This is a genomic window from Paraburkholderia tropica (assembly GCF_914484835.1).
Taxonomy (GTDB): Bacteria; Pseudomonadota; Gammaproteobacteria; order Burkholderiales; family Burkholderiaceae; genus Paraburkholderia; species Paraburkholderia tropica_A.
This window is the reverse complement of sequence record NZ_CAJZAR010000046.1, coordinates 28,500-43,882: the sequence shown is the minus strand read 5'-3', so window position 1 is coordinate 43,882 and position 15,383 is coordinate 28,500. Positions and strand designations below refer to the sequence as shown.

The window sequence follows — 15,383 nt, the reverse complement described above, 5'->3', positions numbered from 1 at the left end:
CGCGAGGCATGTGACTTGCTAGCTGCATCGGCTGTTGCCCAATCGACGACCGACTGCCGACATGATTTCATTTCGCCTGCTGCCGCGGCGGCGCCTGATCGCCGTGCTGTGTCCACTTCTCATGACGTCCGGCTGCGCCTGGTTCGGCCCGCACATGTTGCGCACCGATCAGGTCGATTACGAGCGCGCGCTCGGCGACGCCAAGAAACGCGAGATGCTCGCGACCATCGTCGGCTTGCGTTTCGGCGATTCGCCGTCGTTCGTCGCGGTGAGCCAGATCATCGCGTCCTATACCTTCGAGGCGAACGCGGGCGTGATCGCGGAAGGCGGATCGAGCACGGCGGGCACGAGTTACGGCCAGGCGAGCGTGGGCGCGTCGTATTCGAATCACCCGACCTTCACGTTCGTGCCGACCACGGGCGAGGCGCTCGCCACCGGCTATATCCGCCCGCTGCCGACTGAACTCGTGCTGCCGCTCGCGGACAGCGGCGTGCCGATCGATTTGCTGCTGCGTCTTTCGGTGCAATCGGTGGGCGGTTTGCAAAACGCCGCGCCGCTCGGCGGACCGACCAGCGACGGCAGCCCCGGCTTTTTCGAACTGCTGCGCGCGTTGCGGCGCTTGCAGCTCGCGGGGCAGCTCACCGTCAGCTACAAGGAAGATCCGCAGGATCACACGCACCGCGTGACGATGACGCTCGGCAGCGACGGCGCGCCGCCCGAAACGAAAGCCGATCTCGACGACGTGCGCCGCCTGCTGAAACTCTCGCCGGTGGTGCGCGAATATCCGGTCGTGTACGGTCCCGCGAACGGCGACGGCCGCAGCATCCACATGGTCACGCGCTCGGTGATGGGCATTCTGACCAATCTCGGCGCGCAGATTTCCGTACCCGAGGACGACGTGAAGCGCGGCGCGACGATACCCACCGTGCATCTGATCGGCGGCGAAACGCGGCCCACGATCATCGTGCACGTCGGCAGCAAGGCGCCGCCCGATGCGTATGCCACGATCGGTTATCACGACGCGACTTACTGGATCGAGAACGACGACTTCGATTCGAAATACGCGTTGACGGTCTTGCAGAATCTGATCGCGCTCGCGCAGGCGAATCAGGATCAGAAAGCGCCGATACTCACGGTGCCGGCGGGCTAATGCGTTCGGGGCCTTGCTCGACGGCTCAGAGATACATCGCCAGCAAGGCCGTCACGAGCGCGGCGCAGCCCATCAGCAGCACCGCGAGCCACAACGAAGCGCGCGCGGGCGCACGCACGCTGGCGGGCAGGCGCTTGCGGCCCGTGAGCATCGGGCCGAGCAGATTGTGGCCCTTGGCGATCGCATAGACGACGATCGCGCACACGTGCAGCGCGACGGCCGCGGCCAGCACGTCCCAGCCGTAAGCGTGCAGCGCCGAAATCGCGTTGGCGAACGCGGCGCTCACGTGCTCGGAAAGCGGGCCTTCGTTCTCGATGTCGTTGTTGACGTAGAGGCCGCTGAGCGTCTCGACGGCCAGCAGCGCGAGCAGCAGCAACACCATCCAGCCGCCCGCCGCGTTATGGCCCACCTGGGCGTCGGGCTCGCGGCGCAATACATGGCGCAAATGCCGCCACGCGGCGGCGGGCGAGGCCACGAAGCGCGCGAAACGCGCGGTCTCGCTGCCGCACGCGCCCCACATCAAGCGGAACAGTACGAGCGCGAGCAGCGTCTCGCCCGCGCGCACGTGCAAGTCCATCCAGTTGAAATGCTGCGAAACCCACGCGACGGCCACGAGCAGCGCCGCGAGCCAGTGAAAGAGCCGCGTGGGCACATCCCAGACGCGCACGCTGCGCTCGGGCTCGGCGGCCGGCGTGGCGGAAGGCCTTGAATGGGCGGAATGCGGGGCGGTGGCGCGTCGTTCGGTATCCATGGCGGGGAGGGCCGATTCGTCAGACGATGCAGCACGCCGTGATTGGCGGCATCGCCAGATTATCGCGCGACGCCGATACGGCATAGCCTCGCGCGGCGGTTTCAGCCATACTTTCGGCCATTACTTTCGCGTGCCTTTCTCCGTCATGCGCACACTTCGAAAACAACACCTCGAATCATTTAGCCGATGAACAAGAACCGACTCGAAGCGTTCAGCGATGGCGTGCTCGCCATCATCATCACGATCATGGTGCTGGAACTCAAGGTGCCGCACGGCGACAGCATCGCGTCGCTCGCGCCGCTATGGCCGACGTATCTGAGCTATGTGCTCAGCTTCATTTACGTGGGCATCTACTGGAACAATCATCATCACATGATGCACGCGGCGCGCAGCGTGAACGGCACGGTGCTGTGGGCGAATCTGCATTTGCTGTTCTGGCTTTCGCTGCTGCCGTTCACGACCGGCTGGATGGGCGAAAACCATTTTGGACGCTGGCCGACCATGCTGTATGGCTTGAATCTGCTGCTGTGCGCGATTGCCTATGTCGTGCTGCAAGGCTGCCTCGTGCGCTATCACGGCGCGCAAAGCGCATTGGCGCTGGCGCTCGGACGCGATTACAAAGGCAAGGTATCGGTCGTGGGTTATCTGCTCGGCATGAGTTGTGCCGCCGCCGATTACGCGCATTTCGGCGCGCTGTTTTTCCTGCTGGTCGCGCTGCTGTGGCTCGTGCCCGATCAGCGCATGGAGCGTCTCGCGACCTCCGCGCACGAACATACCGAGGAATAAAAACTCGCGAGGCGGCGCGCGCGATGTGTCGCCGTGCCGCCGCCTCACAAGTCATGCGCTCACGCGCATGCGTTCATCAGCTGGCCAGATGCTTGCGCGTGGCCAGCGCCTTTGCCTTGGCGATATCCGCCTGAATCACGGGCAATCCTTCGGTCGCGGCTTTCTTCAGACCCGCATCGCGGCCCGATGCAATTTCCGCCTGAAATGCCGACAGCGTTTTTTGCTGGCCAGCGAGCGCGACCTGCTCGATATACGTCTTGTCGAATTCGGCGCCACGCAAATTCTTGATGCTCGAAAGCACGGCGGTGTCGGGATCGTCGCGCGGCACGTCCACACCGCGCGGGCTGGCGGCGCGCATCGAATCCGAGAGCTTCGTGTAATCGGCGACCAGTTGTTCCGCGAAAGCCTTCACTTCGCGATCGGTCGAACGCGAATCGGCGATACGCGCCGCGTCGCGCTGCGTGGCGACGGTTTGCGTGCCGTCCGCGATGAACGACTTGTCGGCGGCATGCAGTTCCTGCGTGGCGCCCGCAGCGGAGGCGGCCGGCGCGGCGGTTTGCGCGTGCGCGTTCAGCGAAAGCGCGAGCAGCGCGGTGGCGGAAACACTGGCGAGCGAGGCAAGCGAGAGGCGATTCATGCGAACTCCTTTTCTGCGTGATTAGTATCGATATCGCCAACGCGATTCGTGTTACGCCGAATGCACATGGCATCGCGCGTCGAATATTGTCGGCGGCCGCTGGCGTTCTGACTGCGCAACGGTTGAAGCATTCTAGAAAGGCATGGCGCGTACAGGTGCAACGATGACGTCGCTTCTGTAACGGTTGGTAAGAACGCGCGCGCACGCGAAATGCGCGGTGTGAATTCATCGCGATGTAATCTGAAGCGCGAAAGCGGTCGTGGTGTGATGCGGTTGCGCAGGCATCGATCGTGCAGTGATCGCACGCATTCGAAAGAGCCCTGATTTGCCCGGAGAAACCCGAATTCGCGACGGCGAATGCCATCGCCGGTGGCACAATACCTGCATAGATCCTGCACGACAGCAGGACATTCGAGAGACCGAGAATGTTACCCAGCACGAATCCGATGGCGGGCAAGGGGAGGCGCTTCGTCGAGCGCAGTTGGCGATTGCGCGTCGGCGGCCGCGCGCTCGCGTTTTTCTGCATGGCGTCGGTATTCGTGCAGCAGGGGCGCGGCGCGCCGTTCTGGGTGTTGCTCGTGCTCGACTGCCTGATCTGGCCGCATATCGCACGACGCGCCGCGCACGCATGGGCCGTGCCCTATCGCGGCGAACGCCTCAATTTAATGGTCGATTCCGCAATGGGCGGCGTATGGGTCGCCGCGATGCGATTCGATTTATTGCCGAGCGTGCTCATGCTCGTGATGACGAGCATGAATAACATGGCTGCGGGCGGCACGCGGCTGTTTCTGCGCGGCGTGGCCGCGAATCTCGCGGGGCTGGCGGCCGGTCTGCTGATGTTCGGCATGGCGTTCGAGCCCGCCACGCGCATGCCCACGCTGCTCGCGTGCCTGCCATTTCTCGTGATTTATCCGCTTGCGCTCGGTCTCGCCGTGTATCGCATATCGAAGAAACTCGCCGAACAATCGCGCATTCTCGAAGGCTTGAGCCGCACCGACGGCCTCACCGGTTTATTGAATCGCCGCCATTGGGAAAATCTGCTCGTGCGCGAATTCGAGCGCTGCCGCGCGACGCGCTATGCGTCGTCGCTGTTGCTGATCGATCTCGATCATTTCAAGCACGTCAACGACACGCGCGGGCATCAGGCCGGAGACGCCGTGCTGAGCGCGTTCGCCCGGCAATTGCGCGAGCATTTTCGCGCGAGCGACAGCATTGGCCGGTATGGCGGTGAGGAATTCGGCGTGGTTCTGCCGGGCGCGACGCTCACCGAGGCGCGCACGGTCGCCGAGCGTTTTGCGGGCGCAGTGCGGGCGCAAGCAAAGCACGCGGACAGCGTCTGCCCGTGCACGGTGAGCATCGGCGTGGCGCAATGCGACGAGGCGATGCACGATCACGCGGCATGGCTCAAGCGTGCCGATTCGAGCCTGTATCGCGCGAAGATGACGGGACGGGATCGCGTGGTCGCGGAGCAGGGCGAGCACGCGTGAGATGGGACGTGAAGCGCGATTTCAGCCCTTGTTTTCAGGGCTGAATCGAGCGCACGCGTGTTGTCACGTGCGCTCGATGTGTCGACGATACGTCTTCAAGGCAGCGAGATCGTGAGATTCGCCGATTGCGGGCCGAGCTTGACGATCTGCGTATAGGGCGCGAGCGTGCGCAGCGTGCTGTCGCGCAGCCACGTGCTCAGGCCGAGCCAGCCCAGCACGCCGACGAGCGCGAACACCGCGCCGATCGTCCACAGCGGCACTTCGCGCTTGAGGTGGTGCACGACTTGATCGGGCAGCGGCCAATGCGGTGCGAACGGCGCGCGCTTGCCCTTCATATGGGCGATTTCGTCGCCGATACGCGCAGTCAGATACGCGAGCTTTTCCGGCCCTTCGAGCATGTACTTGCCCTGGAAACCGAGCAGCAGGCACATATGAAAGACCTCGAGCGATTGCAGACGCGCGGCGCCTTGCGCGCGGCATTGTTCGAGATACTGGAAGAACTTCTCGCCCGCGAGCTGCTCGCCGAACAGCGTGAGCTGCAGCGGACGGCGCTCCCAGTCGGAGCGGATGCGGAACGGCGAGGACAGCACCGATTCGTCGATGGCCGCGCAGAACGCGAACTTGGCCGCATAGACGTCTTCGGCGGCGACGTTCAGCTTTTTCGCGCCGCGCTCGAAATCGCCGAGAAACTGCTGCACGCGTGCGCTGAACTCGGTGGCGTCGCCGGGCTCGCGGCCGTTCTTCAGCAGGAACAGCATGAAGAAGCCGTCGTAGAGCAGATCGAGCAGCGAGCGCACCTGATACGCAGGATCGCCGGCCGGCACTTGCGGCGTGACGGGCGGCGGCGCGACGTCGCCGAAAAGGGAGGGCGCGTTGGTCATGACGTCACCGCAATCAGTTCGAGTTTGAGATCGTTGAGGCCCGAGGGCGTGTACACCATCGCCGACTGCGCCTGAATCATGCGCTCATAAAGCGCGCTGCGCGATTCGAGCGCGAAATAGCACGCGCCGGGACGCACCGGAATGGCGGGCGGCACTTGCGGCGTGTAGACGAGGCGCACGCCCGGCATGGCCGAGAGCACGAGCTTGTCGACGTCGTCGGGCGCACCCACCTTGAAGCGCGCGGGCACGGCATCGACCAGATCGACGGCGGGCATGTCGGCCGATACGGCGAGGTAGAACGTGGTCTTGTCGTCGATCTTGCCGGAGTCGAGGCGGCCGATATGGAACGACGCACGCACTTCTTCCAGCGCGATCGCGAAGTACTGCGTGGAGATCACCGTTTCGAGCAGATCGCGCAGGATCGCGTCGAGGCGCGCAAATCCCGGGCCCGGATCGTCATGACGATAGGCGGGCAGGTCGGCGAGCGTGTGATTCTTCGAGAACGTGAGCAACTGGCCGGCGAGGCGCAGTTCTTCCTGAAAGAGCCGTTCGGGATGCAGCGCCGCGTGCTGGTACAGATGCGCGAGCGTCGCGAACGCGCCGCTCGCCGTATGCAGCAGCCAGAACGACGCAATATCTCCCGAACGGAATTCGATGATGTTCTTGGTCGGCTCGCGATGGAAACCGTAGAGCGCGTTGACCTTCGCCTGCAACGCGTCGATCAGGCGGCGCAGACGCTGATGCAGCAGCGGCGAAGCCTCGATCGCGAGGCTCGGCGGCACGAAGCTCTCGTCGGCCTCGAAGCCCGACGACGCCGTGCGCCGCACGCGCATCACCGGCACCGAGAGCAACTGGTCGCGCGGCTCCGTATGCGCCACGAGCTTCACGTTGTTCTTGAGGAACGTGATGTCGGCCTGCGCGGCGTCGGTGTAGTGATCGGCCACGCTCGACTGCTCGCTCACATAGCGCGCGACAAAACCGGCGTCGCGGTCGGGCGAATAGTTCGAGCCGTTTTCGCGCACCTGATGCAGCGCCAGATAGAACGTGAATTCGTTGATGCCTTCGGGCAGCGTGTCGAGCGCGACGGGCGGCGGCAGATCGTCGGCTTGCGGCGCGGAGTAGAGCGTGCCGTCGGGAAACACGAGCGACAACTCGCTGATGCGCAGAATATTGCTGCCGAGCGAGTCGTGATCGATGCGGATCGAGCGCACGCCCCAGTTATACGGCTGGATCGCCTGGATCGACTCGAAGAGTCGCGCTTCGTGATAGGCGTCTTGCCGCTGGAAGTGCTGAGGCCTGAGAAACAGACCTTCCCCCCAAAGCACTTTCGAGGAATAGCTCATGTTGATTCAGCGTTATGCGTCGATCGGGTCGCGCCTGGCGTGCGAGCCGCCGGCGGACTGAATTGGTTAAAGAGGTCCGTTTCCGTGCAATTCACCGCGCGACTGGGCGGTGCATTCATTCCCCATTGACACGTCGATTGCAGGCTCGATTGCAGCTTCGATTGCCACGCTTTCCGTCCCGTTTTAAATCCGCGCATTTGCCGTCGCCTATTCTCATTTAACCGCAGGTGACGGACGAAAGCAGATTGAGCGCTTGCGCCGGCTGAGCCGCATCTGCCGGGATCACCGTGCCGCTCGTGACTGTCATGGCGCAGTTGTGCAGGCCAACCATTATGCCGGATTTCTCCGATTTCGCCGGATCGAAAGCGAATTTCCAACGCTTCATTGCCGGATCGCGGAACAGCGCGACGATACCGAATGCCTGCGCCTCGCGCGAAACTTTCTCGGTCGCGTTATAGCGCTGGCCCGGAATCAGTGTGATTTCGCGCACGCTCAGCAGGTCCGCGCCCAAGGTGCTTTTTTCCTTGGCGGGATCGGTGAAAGTGTCGAACGGCGCTTGCTGAAACGAGGTCGGATCCTTGAGCGCGTAGAGGCGCACCACTAATGCGAGCGGCTTGTTGTCTGTCGCCGCATTGAGATTGCGCGCTGCATAAAGCGTGATGCCGAGATCGCGCGGGGGCTTCTGGCTATCGGGTACATCGGGCTTGCCGATGCCCGCGAGCTGCAGCGCCGCCGACGCCGCGCTGCCCAGCGCGGGCACGGCCGCCGCGCATCCGCCCAGCAAGGCGGCAGCGGCGCAGAGTATCGCCGCATTTGATGCGATTTGAATAATGCGCGCAGTCATTTTTATCGCGGGCTGAAGCCCGAACTCTCCGACAACGTTAAATAGACTTGAACGTTGGTAATGCACGGCGCATTGCGCGGGCATTATCCCCGTGATGCCTTCTCTAATTAAATTCCGGCAAATTTTCCTGACCGCAGGGCCTTGCACAATGGTTGCGCCGGAAATTATTTCCTCGCGCGACGTTTGCACCGCGTTTGCTCCGCGTTTTCGCCTTTAGTTTGCGGCTTCTGTCATGCTTCTTACTTGCTTCTCTACTTCACGCGCGGCCATTTTCTTTCAGGCACTTTTCACTGCGCAGTTGAATTATCGAAATTTGGCCTGTACTATACCCGCGCGTTGAGCAATAAGTAAAACTCTCGTTTCAATATTGAGGTGCGGCTTTTCGAGGCGAAGATCTCGGGCTGAATCCAATACAAACACAATCAAACTCTCTGGTCGGTAGAGAAAACATGAATAAGAGCGTCTTCTCGAAGCTAACGGGGGCTGTGATCGCGTGCGGCATCGTCGCGGGTTGCGCCACCCAGGGCAACAATCTTTCCGCCTCGCCCGAAGCATTCAACAAGGCGCTCGCCGATGCCGACGCGCTCTCGAAGGGCGGCGATCAGGATCAGGCCATCGCCGCTTATCAAAAGCTGGCCGCCGCCGATCCCACGCGTGAAGAACCGTGGTCGCGCATCGCGCAGATCCAGTTCCAGCAGCAGCATTACGGCCAGGCCATCGTCGCCGCGCAAGAAGCGCTGCAACGCGATCAGACCGATCGCGGCGCGAAGAGTGTGCTGGCTGTGGCCGGCCTGCGCGTGGCGACCGAGTCGCTCGGCGAACTGCGTCAGGATGCTTCGCTGCAAGGCGACGCGAAGTCGGACGCCCAGGCGCTCGCCAAGCAATTGCGCGACACGCTCGGCGAAGACGCACTGTTCCCGCCCGATCAGAGCACGAAGGCGGTGAAGAAGAAGCGCTACGTCAAGCGCGTCACCAAGGCCGCGCCGAAGGCCGCCGAAGCCGCTGAAACAGCAGCAGCGCCCGCCGCTCCGGCCGCGCCCGCAGCACCGGCACCCGCGAAGGCCGCGGGCAGCGCCGCCGATCCGTTCAGCGCGCTGCGCTGAGTTTCGAGCACCACACGCGACACGTCCGATAACAAGGTCATAACGGAAGCAGGGAGCCGTCGATGGCAAAGAAAGAAAGCATCCAGAAGCGCTTGCAGAAAGTGCGGCCGCCGCGCGTCCAGCTGACCTATGAGGTCGAGCTCGGCGATGCAATCGAAGTGAAGGAACTGCCGTTCGTCGTCGGCGTCATGGGCGATCTGGCCGGTCAATCGGAAATCGAGCAGCCCAAGCTGCGCGACCGCAAGTTCATCAATATCGATCGCGACAATTTCGACGACGTGATGAAAGGCATCGAGCCGCGCGCCGCGTTTCAGGTGGAAAACCGCCTGAGCGAAGCGGGCGGCAAATTCGCCGTCGATCTGCGCTTCAAGTCGATGGCCGATTTCAATCCCGACGAGGTCGTGGCTCAGGTCGAGCCGCTGCGCCGTCTGCTCGACGCGCGTTCGAAGCTCGCGGACCTGCGCAACAAGCTCGCGGGCAACGACAAGCTCGAAGATCTGCTGAGCGAAGTGCTCTCCAATACGCAGCAGTTGCAGGCGCTCGCGGAGAACGCACGCAAGGACCCGTCGGAAGACGAACCCAAGGGCGAATGAGGCGGGGGACGCAATGAACCAGCAAACCGCAGCCGCGCACAGCGCGGCCATCGAAGCCGAGCAAGGCGAAAGCACGTCTTCGCTGCTCGACAGCATCGTCGAGAAAAGCAAGGTCGCGAAATCGGATTCGGAGCACGCGCGTGCAAAGGATCTGATCGGCGAACTCGTGCATCAGGTGCTCGACGGCACCGTGGTCGTGTCGAACAATCTGTCCGCGACGATCGACGCGCGCGTGGCCGAACTCGACCGCCTGATTTCAGCGCAATTGAGCGCGGTGATGCATGCGCCGGAATTCCAGCGCCTCGAAAGCACGTGGCGCGGCCTCGATTATCTGTGCAAGGAAAGCAATACCGGCCAGACCATCAAGATCAAGGCGCTGCACGCACCGAAGCGCGACGTCGTGCGCGACTTCAAGAACGCGGTCGAATTCGACCAGAGCGCACTCTTCAAGAAAGTCTACGAAGAAGAATTCGGCACGTTCGGCGGCGCGCCGTTCGGCACGCTGATCGGCGACTACGAAATCACGCGCCAGCCCGAGGACATGTACTTCATCGAACAGATGTCACATGTCGCCGCGGCCGCGCACGCGCCGTTCATCGCGTCGGCGTCGCCCGAACTGATGGGCCTCGAATCGTTTGCCGATCTCGGCAAGCCGCGCGATCTGGGCAAGGTGTTCGACACCGTCGAATACGCGAAGTGGAAGTCGTTCCGCGACGCCGAAGATTCGCGCTATGTGGGCCTCACGCTGCCGCGTTTTCTCGGCCGCCTGCCGTTCAATCCGAAAGACGGCGCGACTGCCGAAGGCTTCAACTTCGTTGAAGACGTCGACGGCACCGATCACAGCAAATACCTCTGGTGCAACGCGGCGTGGGCCTTTGGCGCGCGCCTGACGGCAGCATTCGACGACTTCGGCTGGTGCGCGGCGATTCGCGGCGTGGAAGGCGGCGGTCTCGTGGAAGATCTGCCGACGCACACGTTCAAGACCGACGACGGCGAGATCGCGCTCAAGTGCCCGACCGAAATCGCCATTACGGACCGCCGCGAAAAGGAACTGAGCGACCTCGGTTTCATTCCGCTCGTCCACTGCAAGAATTCCGATTACGCCGCGTTTTTCGCCGCGCAGTCGGTGCAGAAAGCGAAGAAGTACAGCACCGATAGCGCGAATGCGAACGCCGTGCTGTCCGCGCAGCTGCAATACATCTTCTCGGTGTCGCGCGTGGCGCACTACCTGAAGGCGATGATGCGCGACAAGATCGGCAGTTTCGCTTCGGCGCAAAACGTCGAAGTGTTCCTGAACCGCTGGATTTCGCAATACGTGCTGCTCGACGACAACGCCACGCAGGAACAGAAGGCACAGTTCCCGCTGCGCGAAGCGTCGATTCAGGTGGCGGAAATTCCGGGACGTCCGGGCGCGTATCGTTCGGTTGCATTCCTGCGTCCGCATTTCCAGCTCGACGAACTGTCGATCTCGCTGCGTCTCGTGGCGGATCTGCCGAAGCCGGCCAATTCGTAAATAGCGCGTCGCAATGAGCGCGTCGTAACAAGCACATCAACGCAGCGGCAATCAATACGACGTAAAGAAAGCCGCACGACGAGCAACGAGAACGCGCCGAACGCGTTGGCATGCACCGCCATGACGGTGCATGCCACGCGATGCATCCGGTGTAGAGGCCCTGGCGTAAATGGGGCCCGCGCCAAGTGTGAGCGGTCCATCGGGCGGCCCGGCCTCGAGCCTCGCGCCGCCGTACAAACCACCTCTATGGGGAGCGATACGTTATGAAGGACATCTACCTAAAATTCGGCAATCCCGCGATCAAGGGCGAATCGCAGGATAAGGACCACGCCAACTGGATCGAAATCGATTCGTGGAATCACGCGATCCTGCAGCCGCGTTCGGCAACGGCATCGACGGCCGGCGGCCATACGTCGGAACGTTGCGAACACGCCGACATGCGCTTCACGAAGGACATCGACGTGGTCAGCCCGCTGCTGTATCAGCACGCTTCGGGCGGCACGACGTTCGACGAAGTCACCATCGACTTCATGCGTTCGGACGGCGAAGGCAACCGCATCAAGTACCTCGAAATCAAGCTCAAGTACGTGATCATTTCGAGCATCACGCCGACCGTCGTGGGCGAAGGCCTGCCGACCGAAGAGTTCTCGCTGAAGTACGCTGCCGTGCAGTGGAAGTACACGCAGCAGAAGATCGGCGGCAACCAGGGCGGTAACGCTCAGGGCGCATGGAGCCTGACGAAGAACGACAAGACCTACGCGGTCTAAGGTGTCGTTGAACCGGGTGGGGCGCCTCGCGCGCCGCCTGGTTTTCATTGCATGCGACGCCGGATGGTTTGATGAAACGTTTCGAGCCCAGTTTCTTCGACAAGCTGTTCGACGACGAACCGCATTCGCCGGCACCGGCCGCGATGCGGCAATTGTCGCTGGACGAATTGAAAGCGACGGTGGCGCGCGATCTGGAGTCGATCCTCAATACGCGGATCGCCTTCACCGAGCACATGCTCGCGCAATTGCCCGAGTGCCGTAAATCCCTGCTGACTTACGGCCTGAACGATTTCGCGGGTTTGAGCCTCGCGAGTCATTACGATCGCGCGTTCATCTGCAAGTCGATTCAACAGGCAATCGAGCGCCACGAACCGCGTCTGCAACGCGTGACGGTGTCGCTCGAATTGAATTCGCGCTCGACCAGCGTGCTGAATTTCGCCATTCAGGCATTGCTGGTCGTGCATCCGGCCGAGGAGCCGGTCAACTTCGATGCATTGTTGCAGCCTTCGACGCTGCAATATTCGGTCTCGCGCGCACGCGCGAAGACCTGAAGCACGGCAACGGCCGCGAGTTGTCACGCAGCCGCGGCTGCACAGGTGGTTTTGGGGGGGCGGGGAGTCGCGATGGAAGAGTTGTTGCCGTATTACGAGCGCGAATTGTCGTTCTTGCGACGCTATTCGCGCGAATTCGCCGAGCGCTACCCGAAGATCGCGGCCCGGCTCGCGATGAGCGGCGAGCACTGCGAGGACCCGCACGTCGAACGCATGATCGAGTCGTTCGCGCTGCTGGGCGCGCGCATCAACAAGCGTCTCGACGACGATTACCCGGAGTTCACCGAGGCGCTGCTCGAAGTCCTCTATCCGCATTATCTGCGGCCGTTTCCCGCTTGTTCTGTTGCGCAGCTCGGCACCACGGCGTCGTTTGCGCAACTCACTGCGCCCGCCACGATCGCGCGCGGCACTGAACTGAAGTCGCGCCCGCTGCGCGGTGTGCAATGCCGTTTTCGCACGGCCTATGACGTGACGCTCGCGCCGGTGCGCATCAGCGAAGCGCGCTATATGCCGGTCGCGATGGCGCCCAGTTCGATCGTGCTGCCCGGCGACGCCACGGGCGTCATTTCGATCACAATCGAATCGACCTCGCCGCAACTCGATCTCGCGGCGTTGAAACTGCCGCAATTGCGCACCTATCTGCACGGCGAGCAATCGTTTATTGCCGCGCTTGGCGACTGCCTGTTCGTGAATGCGCTGGGCGCGTGGGTCGAACCCGATCGCAGCGGCCGCTGGCGCGCGTTGCCGGACATGCCGTTTAGTCAGGCCGGTTTCGGCGAAGACGAAGCGCTGATCGATTTTCCCTCGCGCTCGCATCCGGCGTATCGCCTGCTCACGGAGTATTTCGCGTTTCCCGCGAAATTCGATTTCGTCGATTTCGATCTGGGCGCAATGGCTGCCGCCGCTGGCCGATGCCAGCGGCTTACGCTGCACGTGGTGCTCAAGGAAGTGCGTGGCGACTCGCACGAGGCGCGCCTGCTCGACACGCTCGCGGCCCATCATCTGCGGCTTTTTTGCACGCCGGTCGTCAATCTGTTCAAGCAGCACGGCGAGCCGATCCGCCTCAATCACCAGAGCATCGCGTATCCGGTGGTGGCCGAGGCGCGCCGCGCATTCGCGTACGAAGTCTATTCGATCGACTCCGTCAAACTCGTGCAGCAACGTGCCGATGAAGAATCGGTGGTTGAATTCCGGCCGTTTTATTCGCTGCGCCACGGCGAGAATTCGCGTGCGGGCCATTACTGGTTTGCGCGGCGCGATGAAGCTGTTGCGCAAAAGAGCCCCGGCTACGAAACCGAAATTTCGATCGTCGATATCGATTTCGATCCGGCGGTCGAACAGACCGATACGCTGAGTATCGAACTCACCTGCACGAACCGCGATTTACCCGCGGGTCTCGCCGTGGGTCTGGAAGGCGGCGACCTGTTTCTCGAAGGCGGCTCGCTCACGAATCAGATTGCGCTGCTCGCGCGGCCCACGTCGTGCGCGCGTTTCGAGCGCCGCCAGGCCGCGCACTGGCGCCTTATTTCGCATCTCGCGCTCAGTCACGTTTCGCTCGCGAGCGGCGGCGCGACCACGCTCAAGGAAATGCTCGCGCTTTACGACTTGCGGCGTAGCGCGGTGTCGTCGCGGCATATCGACGGCATCGTCGACGTGGAGCAGCGCGCCGCCGTGCAATGGCTGCCAGGCAAACCGTTCGCCACGTTCGTGCGCGGCGTGGAAATTCGCGTGACGGTCGACGAAGACCATTTCGTCGGCACGAGTCTCGGCACTTTCGCGCGCGTGCTCGATGTGTTTTTCGGCTTGTATGTGCATATCAACAGTTTTGTGCAACTGGTCGTGATTTCGAAATTTACCGGCGAGGAGATCCTGCGATGCAAGCCCCGCAGCGGCGATTCGATCCTCGTGTAATCGAGCGTCTGCTCGACGAACCGCACCGCTTCGAATTTTTTCAGGCGGTGCGTCTGCTCGAACGCTGGTTCGTCGACAAGAAGCAGGATCGTCAGCGCGACGTGCTCGCGCATCGCGTGGCATTTCGCAACACGCTTTCACTGGGTTTTCCGCCCAGCGAAATCGAGCAGGTCGCGTCGTACGACGAAGCGGGAACGCGGCTCGCCGAACCCGAACAACGCGCGGCTGCGCTCGACGACGAGCGTCTCGGCCAGGTGGAAATCACGCCCGCGTTCTTTGGCTTGCTCGGCGGGCAGGGTGCGTTGCCGCTGCACTATACGGAGCAGTTGATCGCGCGTGAGCAGCTCAAGCGCGATCGCGCCGCACGTGAATTCTTCGACGTCTTTTCGAATCGCGCGACTGCGCTGTTCTATTCGGCGTGGAAGAAATATCGTCTGCCGTTCCATTACGAACTCGACCGCGACGAGCGCTATATGCCCTTGCTGCTCGCGCTCGCGGGTGTGGCCGACAACGATTCGCGCGAGAGTCTGCATGGCGGGCGCGGCGAATTGCTCGATGAAGCGATCGCCGGTTATGCGCCGGCCGCGCGCCATCGGCCGGTGTCGGCGGCGTATTTGCAGAACACGCTGTCCGAGTATTTCAACGTGCCGGTGCGTATCGAGCAATTCGTGGGCAAGTGGTATGACGTGCCGCCCGATCAACTCTCGATGCTCGGCATGCGCAACGTCGCGCTGGGCGCGACGGCGCTCGCGGGTCAGCGCGTCTGGCAGCGCGACATGCGCGCGCGCCTCGTGATCGGCCCGCTTTCCAAAGCGAATTACGAGGCGTTTTTGCCCGGCGGCGAGCGCGCAATCGCGCTAGAGCACATGCTCACGCTGCTGGGCCGCGTGACGCTCGAATACGAAGTGCGGCTCGTGCTGCAGCGTGACGAGGTCGGGCCGAGCCAGCTTGGCGGCGGCTCGCGCCTCGGCTGGGATGCGTTCCTTTGCACGCACGAAGCCGATCGCGACCGCGCCGACGCGCATTACGAATTGCATGTCACCCACTGACGACTGACTGGAACTCC

The 15,383-nt window shown here is 62.6% G+C and carries 15 protein-coding genes; 10 read left to right on the top strand and 5 right to left on the bottom strand.

Features of this window, described 5'->3' with window-relative positions; genetic code table 11:
• Positions 1-76: 76 nt before the first annotated feature.
• A complete protein-coding gene (locus LDO54_RS14920) occupies positions 77-1,150 on the top strand; it encodes a hypothetical protein (protein ID WP_405045141.1) in 1,074 nt (357 codons plus the stop codon).
• 25 nt (positions 1,151-1,175) lie between these two features.
• Here LDO54_RS14920 and LDO54_RS14915 read toward each other — a convergent pair whose 3' ends face one another.
• The gene (locus tag LDO54_RS14915; protein WP_224011462.1) at positions 1,176-1,901 is read right to left on the bottom strand and encodes a cytochrome b/b6 domain-containing protein; all 726 of its coding nucleotides are present in this window, start codon (positions 1,899-1,901) and stop codon (positions 1,176-1,178) included.
• Between the two features lie 186 nt (positions 1,902-2,087).
• Between LDO54_RS14915 and LDO54_RS14910 the strand changes: the two genes are divergently transcribed.
• Positions 2,088-2,687 carry a TMEM175 family protein gene (locus LDO54_RS14910; protein ID WP_224011461.1) on the top strand — a complete coding sequence of 200 codons (600 nt, stop codon included), beginning with the start codon at positions 2,088-2,090 and terminating at the stop codon, positions 2,685-2,687.
• Positions 2,688-2,763: 76 nt separating this feature from the next.
• Here LDO54_RS14910 and LDO54_RS14905 read toward each other — a convergent pair whose 3' ends face one another.
• Entirely contained in the window at positions 2,764-3,324 is a 561-nt protein-coding gene (locus LDO54_RS14905; RefSeq protein ID WP_224011460.1) for a DUF4142 domain-containing protein, read from the bottom strand.
• Positions 3,325-3,749: 425 nt separating this feature from the next.
• Between LDO54_RS14905 and LDO54_RS14900 the strand changes: the two genes are divergently transcribed.
• On the top strand, positions 3,750-4,811 hold the full coding sequence (locus LDO54_RS14900) for a diguanylate cyclase (RefSeq protein WP_224011459.1): 1,062 nt from the start codon (positions 3,750-3,752) through the stop codon (positions 4,809-4,811).
• 95 nt (positions 4,812-4,906) lie between these two features.
• On the opposite strand, the gene icmH is transcribed toward LDO54_RS14900, so the two are convergent.
• The 3 genes from icmH to tssJ all read right to left on the bottom strand — a co-directional run bounded on the left by icmH (position 4,907) and on the right by tssJ (position 7,879).
• The gene (gene icmH / locus LDO54_RS14895) at positions 4,907-5,692 is read right to left on the bottom strand and encodes a type IVB secretion system protein IcmH/DotU (RefSeq protein ID WP_224011458.1); all 786 of its coding nucleotides are present in this window, start codon (positions 5,690-5,692) and stop codon (positions 4,907-4,909) included.
• On the bottom strand, positions 5,689-7,035 hold the full coding sequence (gene tssK, locus LDO54_RS14890; RefSeq protein ID WP_224011457.1) for a type VI secretion system baseplate subunit TssK: 1,347 nt from the start codon (positions 7,033-7,035) through the stop codon (positions 5,689-5,691). The genes icmH and tssK overlap by 4 nt, the downstream gene beginning before the upstream one ends.
• A gap of 217 nt (positions 7,036-7,252) precedes the next feature.
• Complete coding sequence (tssJ, locus tag LDO54_RS14885; protein WP_224011537.1) at positions 7,253-7,879, bottom strand: type VI secretion system lipoprotein TssJ; 627 nt, start codon at positions 7,877-7,879, stop codon at positions 7,253-7,255.
• A gap of 449 nt (positions 7,880-8,328) precedes the next feature.
• Here tssJ and LDO54_RS14880 point away from each other — a divergent pair, with 449 nt between their 5' ends.
• From LDO54_RS14880 to tssG, 7 genes are all read left to right on the top strand, one after another.
• Positions 8,329-8,982, top strand: coding sequence for a hypothetical protein (locus tag LDO54_RS14880; RefSeq protein WP_224011456.1), 654 nt, complete (start codon positions 8,329-8,331; stop codon positions 8,980-8,982).
• Positions 8,983-9,044: 62 nt separating this feature from the next.
• Entirely contained in the window at positions 9,045-9,575 is a 531-nt protein-coding gene (gene tssB, locus LDO54_RS14875) for a type VI secretion system contractile sheath small subunit (protein WP_224011455.1), read from the top strand.
• Between the two features lie 13 nt (positions 9,576-9,588).
• Positions 9,589-11,088, top strand: a complete 1,500-nt coding sequence (gene tssC, locus LDO54_RS14870) for a type VI secretion system contractile sheath large subunit (RefSeq protein WP_224011454.1) — start codon at positions 9,589-9,591, stop codon at positions 11,086-11,088.
• Positions 11,089-11,351: 263 nt separating this feature from the next.
• The gene (locus tag LDO54_RS14865) at positions 11,352-11,855 is read left to right on the top strand and encodes an Hcp family type VI secretion system effector (RefSeq protein ID WP_224011453.1); all 504 of its coding nucleotides are present in this window, start codon (positions 11,352-11,354) and stop codon (positions 11,853-11,855) included.
• Positions 11,856-11,926: 71 nt separating this feature from the next.
• Entirely contained in the window at positions 11,927-12,406 is a 480-nt protein-coding gene (tssE, locus tag LDO54_RS14860; protein WP_065058887.1) for a type VI secretion system baseplate subunit TssE, read from the top strand.
• A gap of 72 nt (positions 12,407-12,478) precedes the next feature.
• Positions 12,479-14,317, top strand: coding sequence for a type VI secretion system baseplate subunit TssF (gene tssF, locus LDO54_RS14855; protein ID WP_224011452.1), 1,839 nt, complete (start codon positions 12,479-12,481; stop codon positions 14,315-14,317).
• On the top strand, positions 14,281-15,366 hold the full coding sequence (gene tssG, locus LDO54_RS14850) for a type VI secretion system baseplate subunit TssG (RefSeq protein ID WP_224011451.1): 1,086 nt from the start codon (positions 14,281-14,283) through the stop codon (positions 15,364-15,366). Before tssF ends, tssG begins: the two co-directional genes overlap by 37 nt.
• Positions 15,367-15,383: the final 17 nt, after the last annotated feature.

Bases quoted from the DNA above. Each gene is read 5' to 3' on its own strand.
- LDO54_RS14915 (WP_224011462.1), bottom strand. From the start codon at position 1,901: ATGGATACCGAACGACGCGCCACCGCCCCGCATTCCGCCCATTCAAGG.
- LDO54_RS14910 (WP_224011461.1), top strand. From the start codon at position 2,088: ATGAACAAGAACCGACTCGAAGCGTTCAGCGATGGCGTGCTCGCCATC.
- LDO54_RS14905 (WP_224011460.1), bottom strand. From the start codon at position 3,324: ATGAATCGCCTCTCGCTTGCCTCGCTCGCCAGTGTTTCCGCCACCGCG.
- LDO54_RS14900 (WP_224011459.1), top strand. From the start codon at position 3,750: ATGTTACCCAGCACGAATCCGATGGCGGGCAAGGGGAGGCGCTTCGTC.
- icmH (WP_224011458.1), bottom strand. From the start codon at position 5,692: ATGACCAACGCGCCCTCCCTTTTCGGCGACGTCGCGCCGCCGCCCGTC.
- tssK (WP_224011457.1), bottom strand. From the start codon at position 7,035: ATGAGCTATTCCTCGAAAGTGCTTTGGGGGGAAGGTCTGTTTCTCAGG.
- tssJ (WP_224011537.1), bottom strand. From the start codon at position 7,879: ATGACTGCGCGCATTATTCAAATCGCATCAAATGCGGCGATACTCTGC.
- LDO54_RS14880 (WP_224011456.1), top strand. From the start codon at position 8,329: ATGAATAAGAGCGTCTTCTCGAAGCTAACGGGGGCTGTGATCGCGTGC.
- tssB (WP_224011455.1), top strand. From the start codon at position 9,045: ATGGCAAAGAAAGAAAGCATCCAGAAGCGCTTGCAGAAAGTGCGGCCG.
- tssC (WP_224011454.1), top strand. From the start codon at position 9,589: ATGAACCAGCAAACCGCAGCCGCGCACAGCGCGGCCATCGAAGCCGAG.
- LDO54_RS14865 (WP_224011453.1), top strand. From the start codon at position 11,352: ATGAAGGACATCTACCTAAAATTCGGCAATCCCGCGATCAAGGGCGAA.
- tssE (WP_065058887.1), top strand. From the start codon at position 11,927: ATGAAACGTTTCGAGCCCAGTTTCTTCGACAAGCTGTTCGACGACGAA.
- tssF (WP_224011452.1), top strand. From the start codon at position 12,479: ATGGAAGAGTTGTTGCCGTATTACGAGCGCGAATTGTCGTTCTTGCGA.
- tssG (WP_224011451.1), top strand. From the start codon at position 14,281: ATGCAAGCCCCGCAGCGGCGATTCGATCCTCGTGTAATCGAGCGTCTG.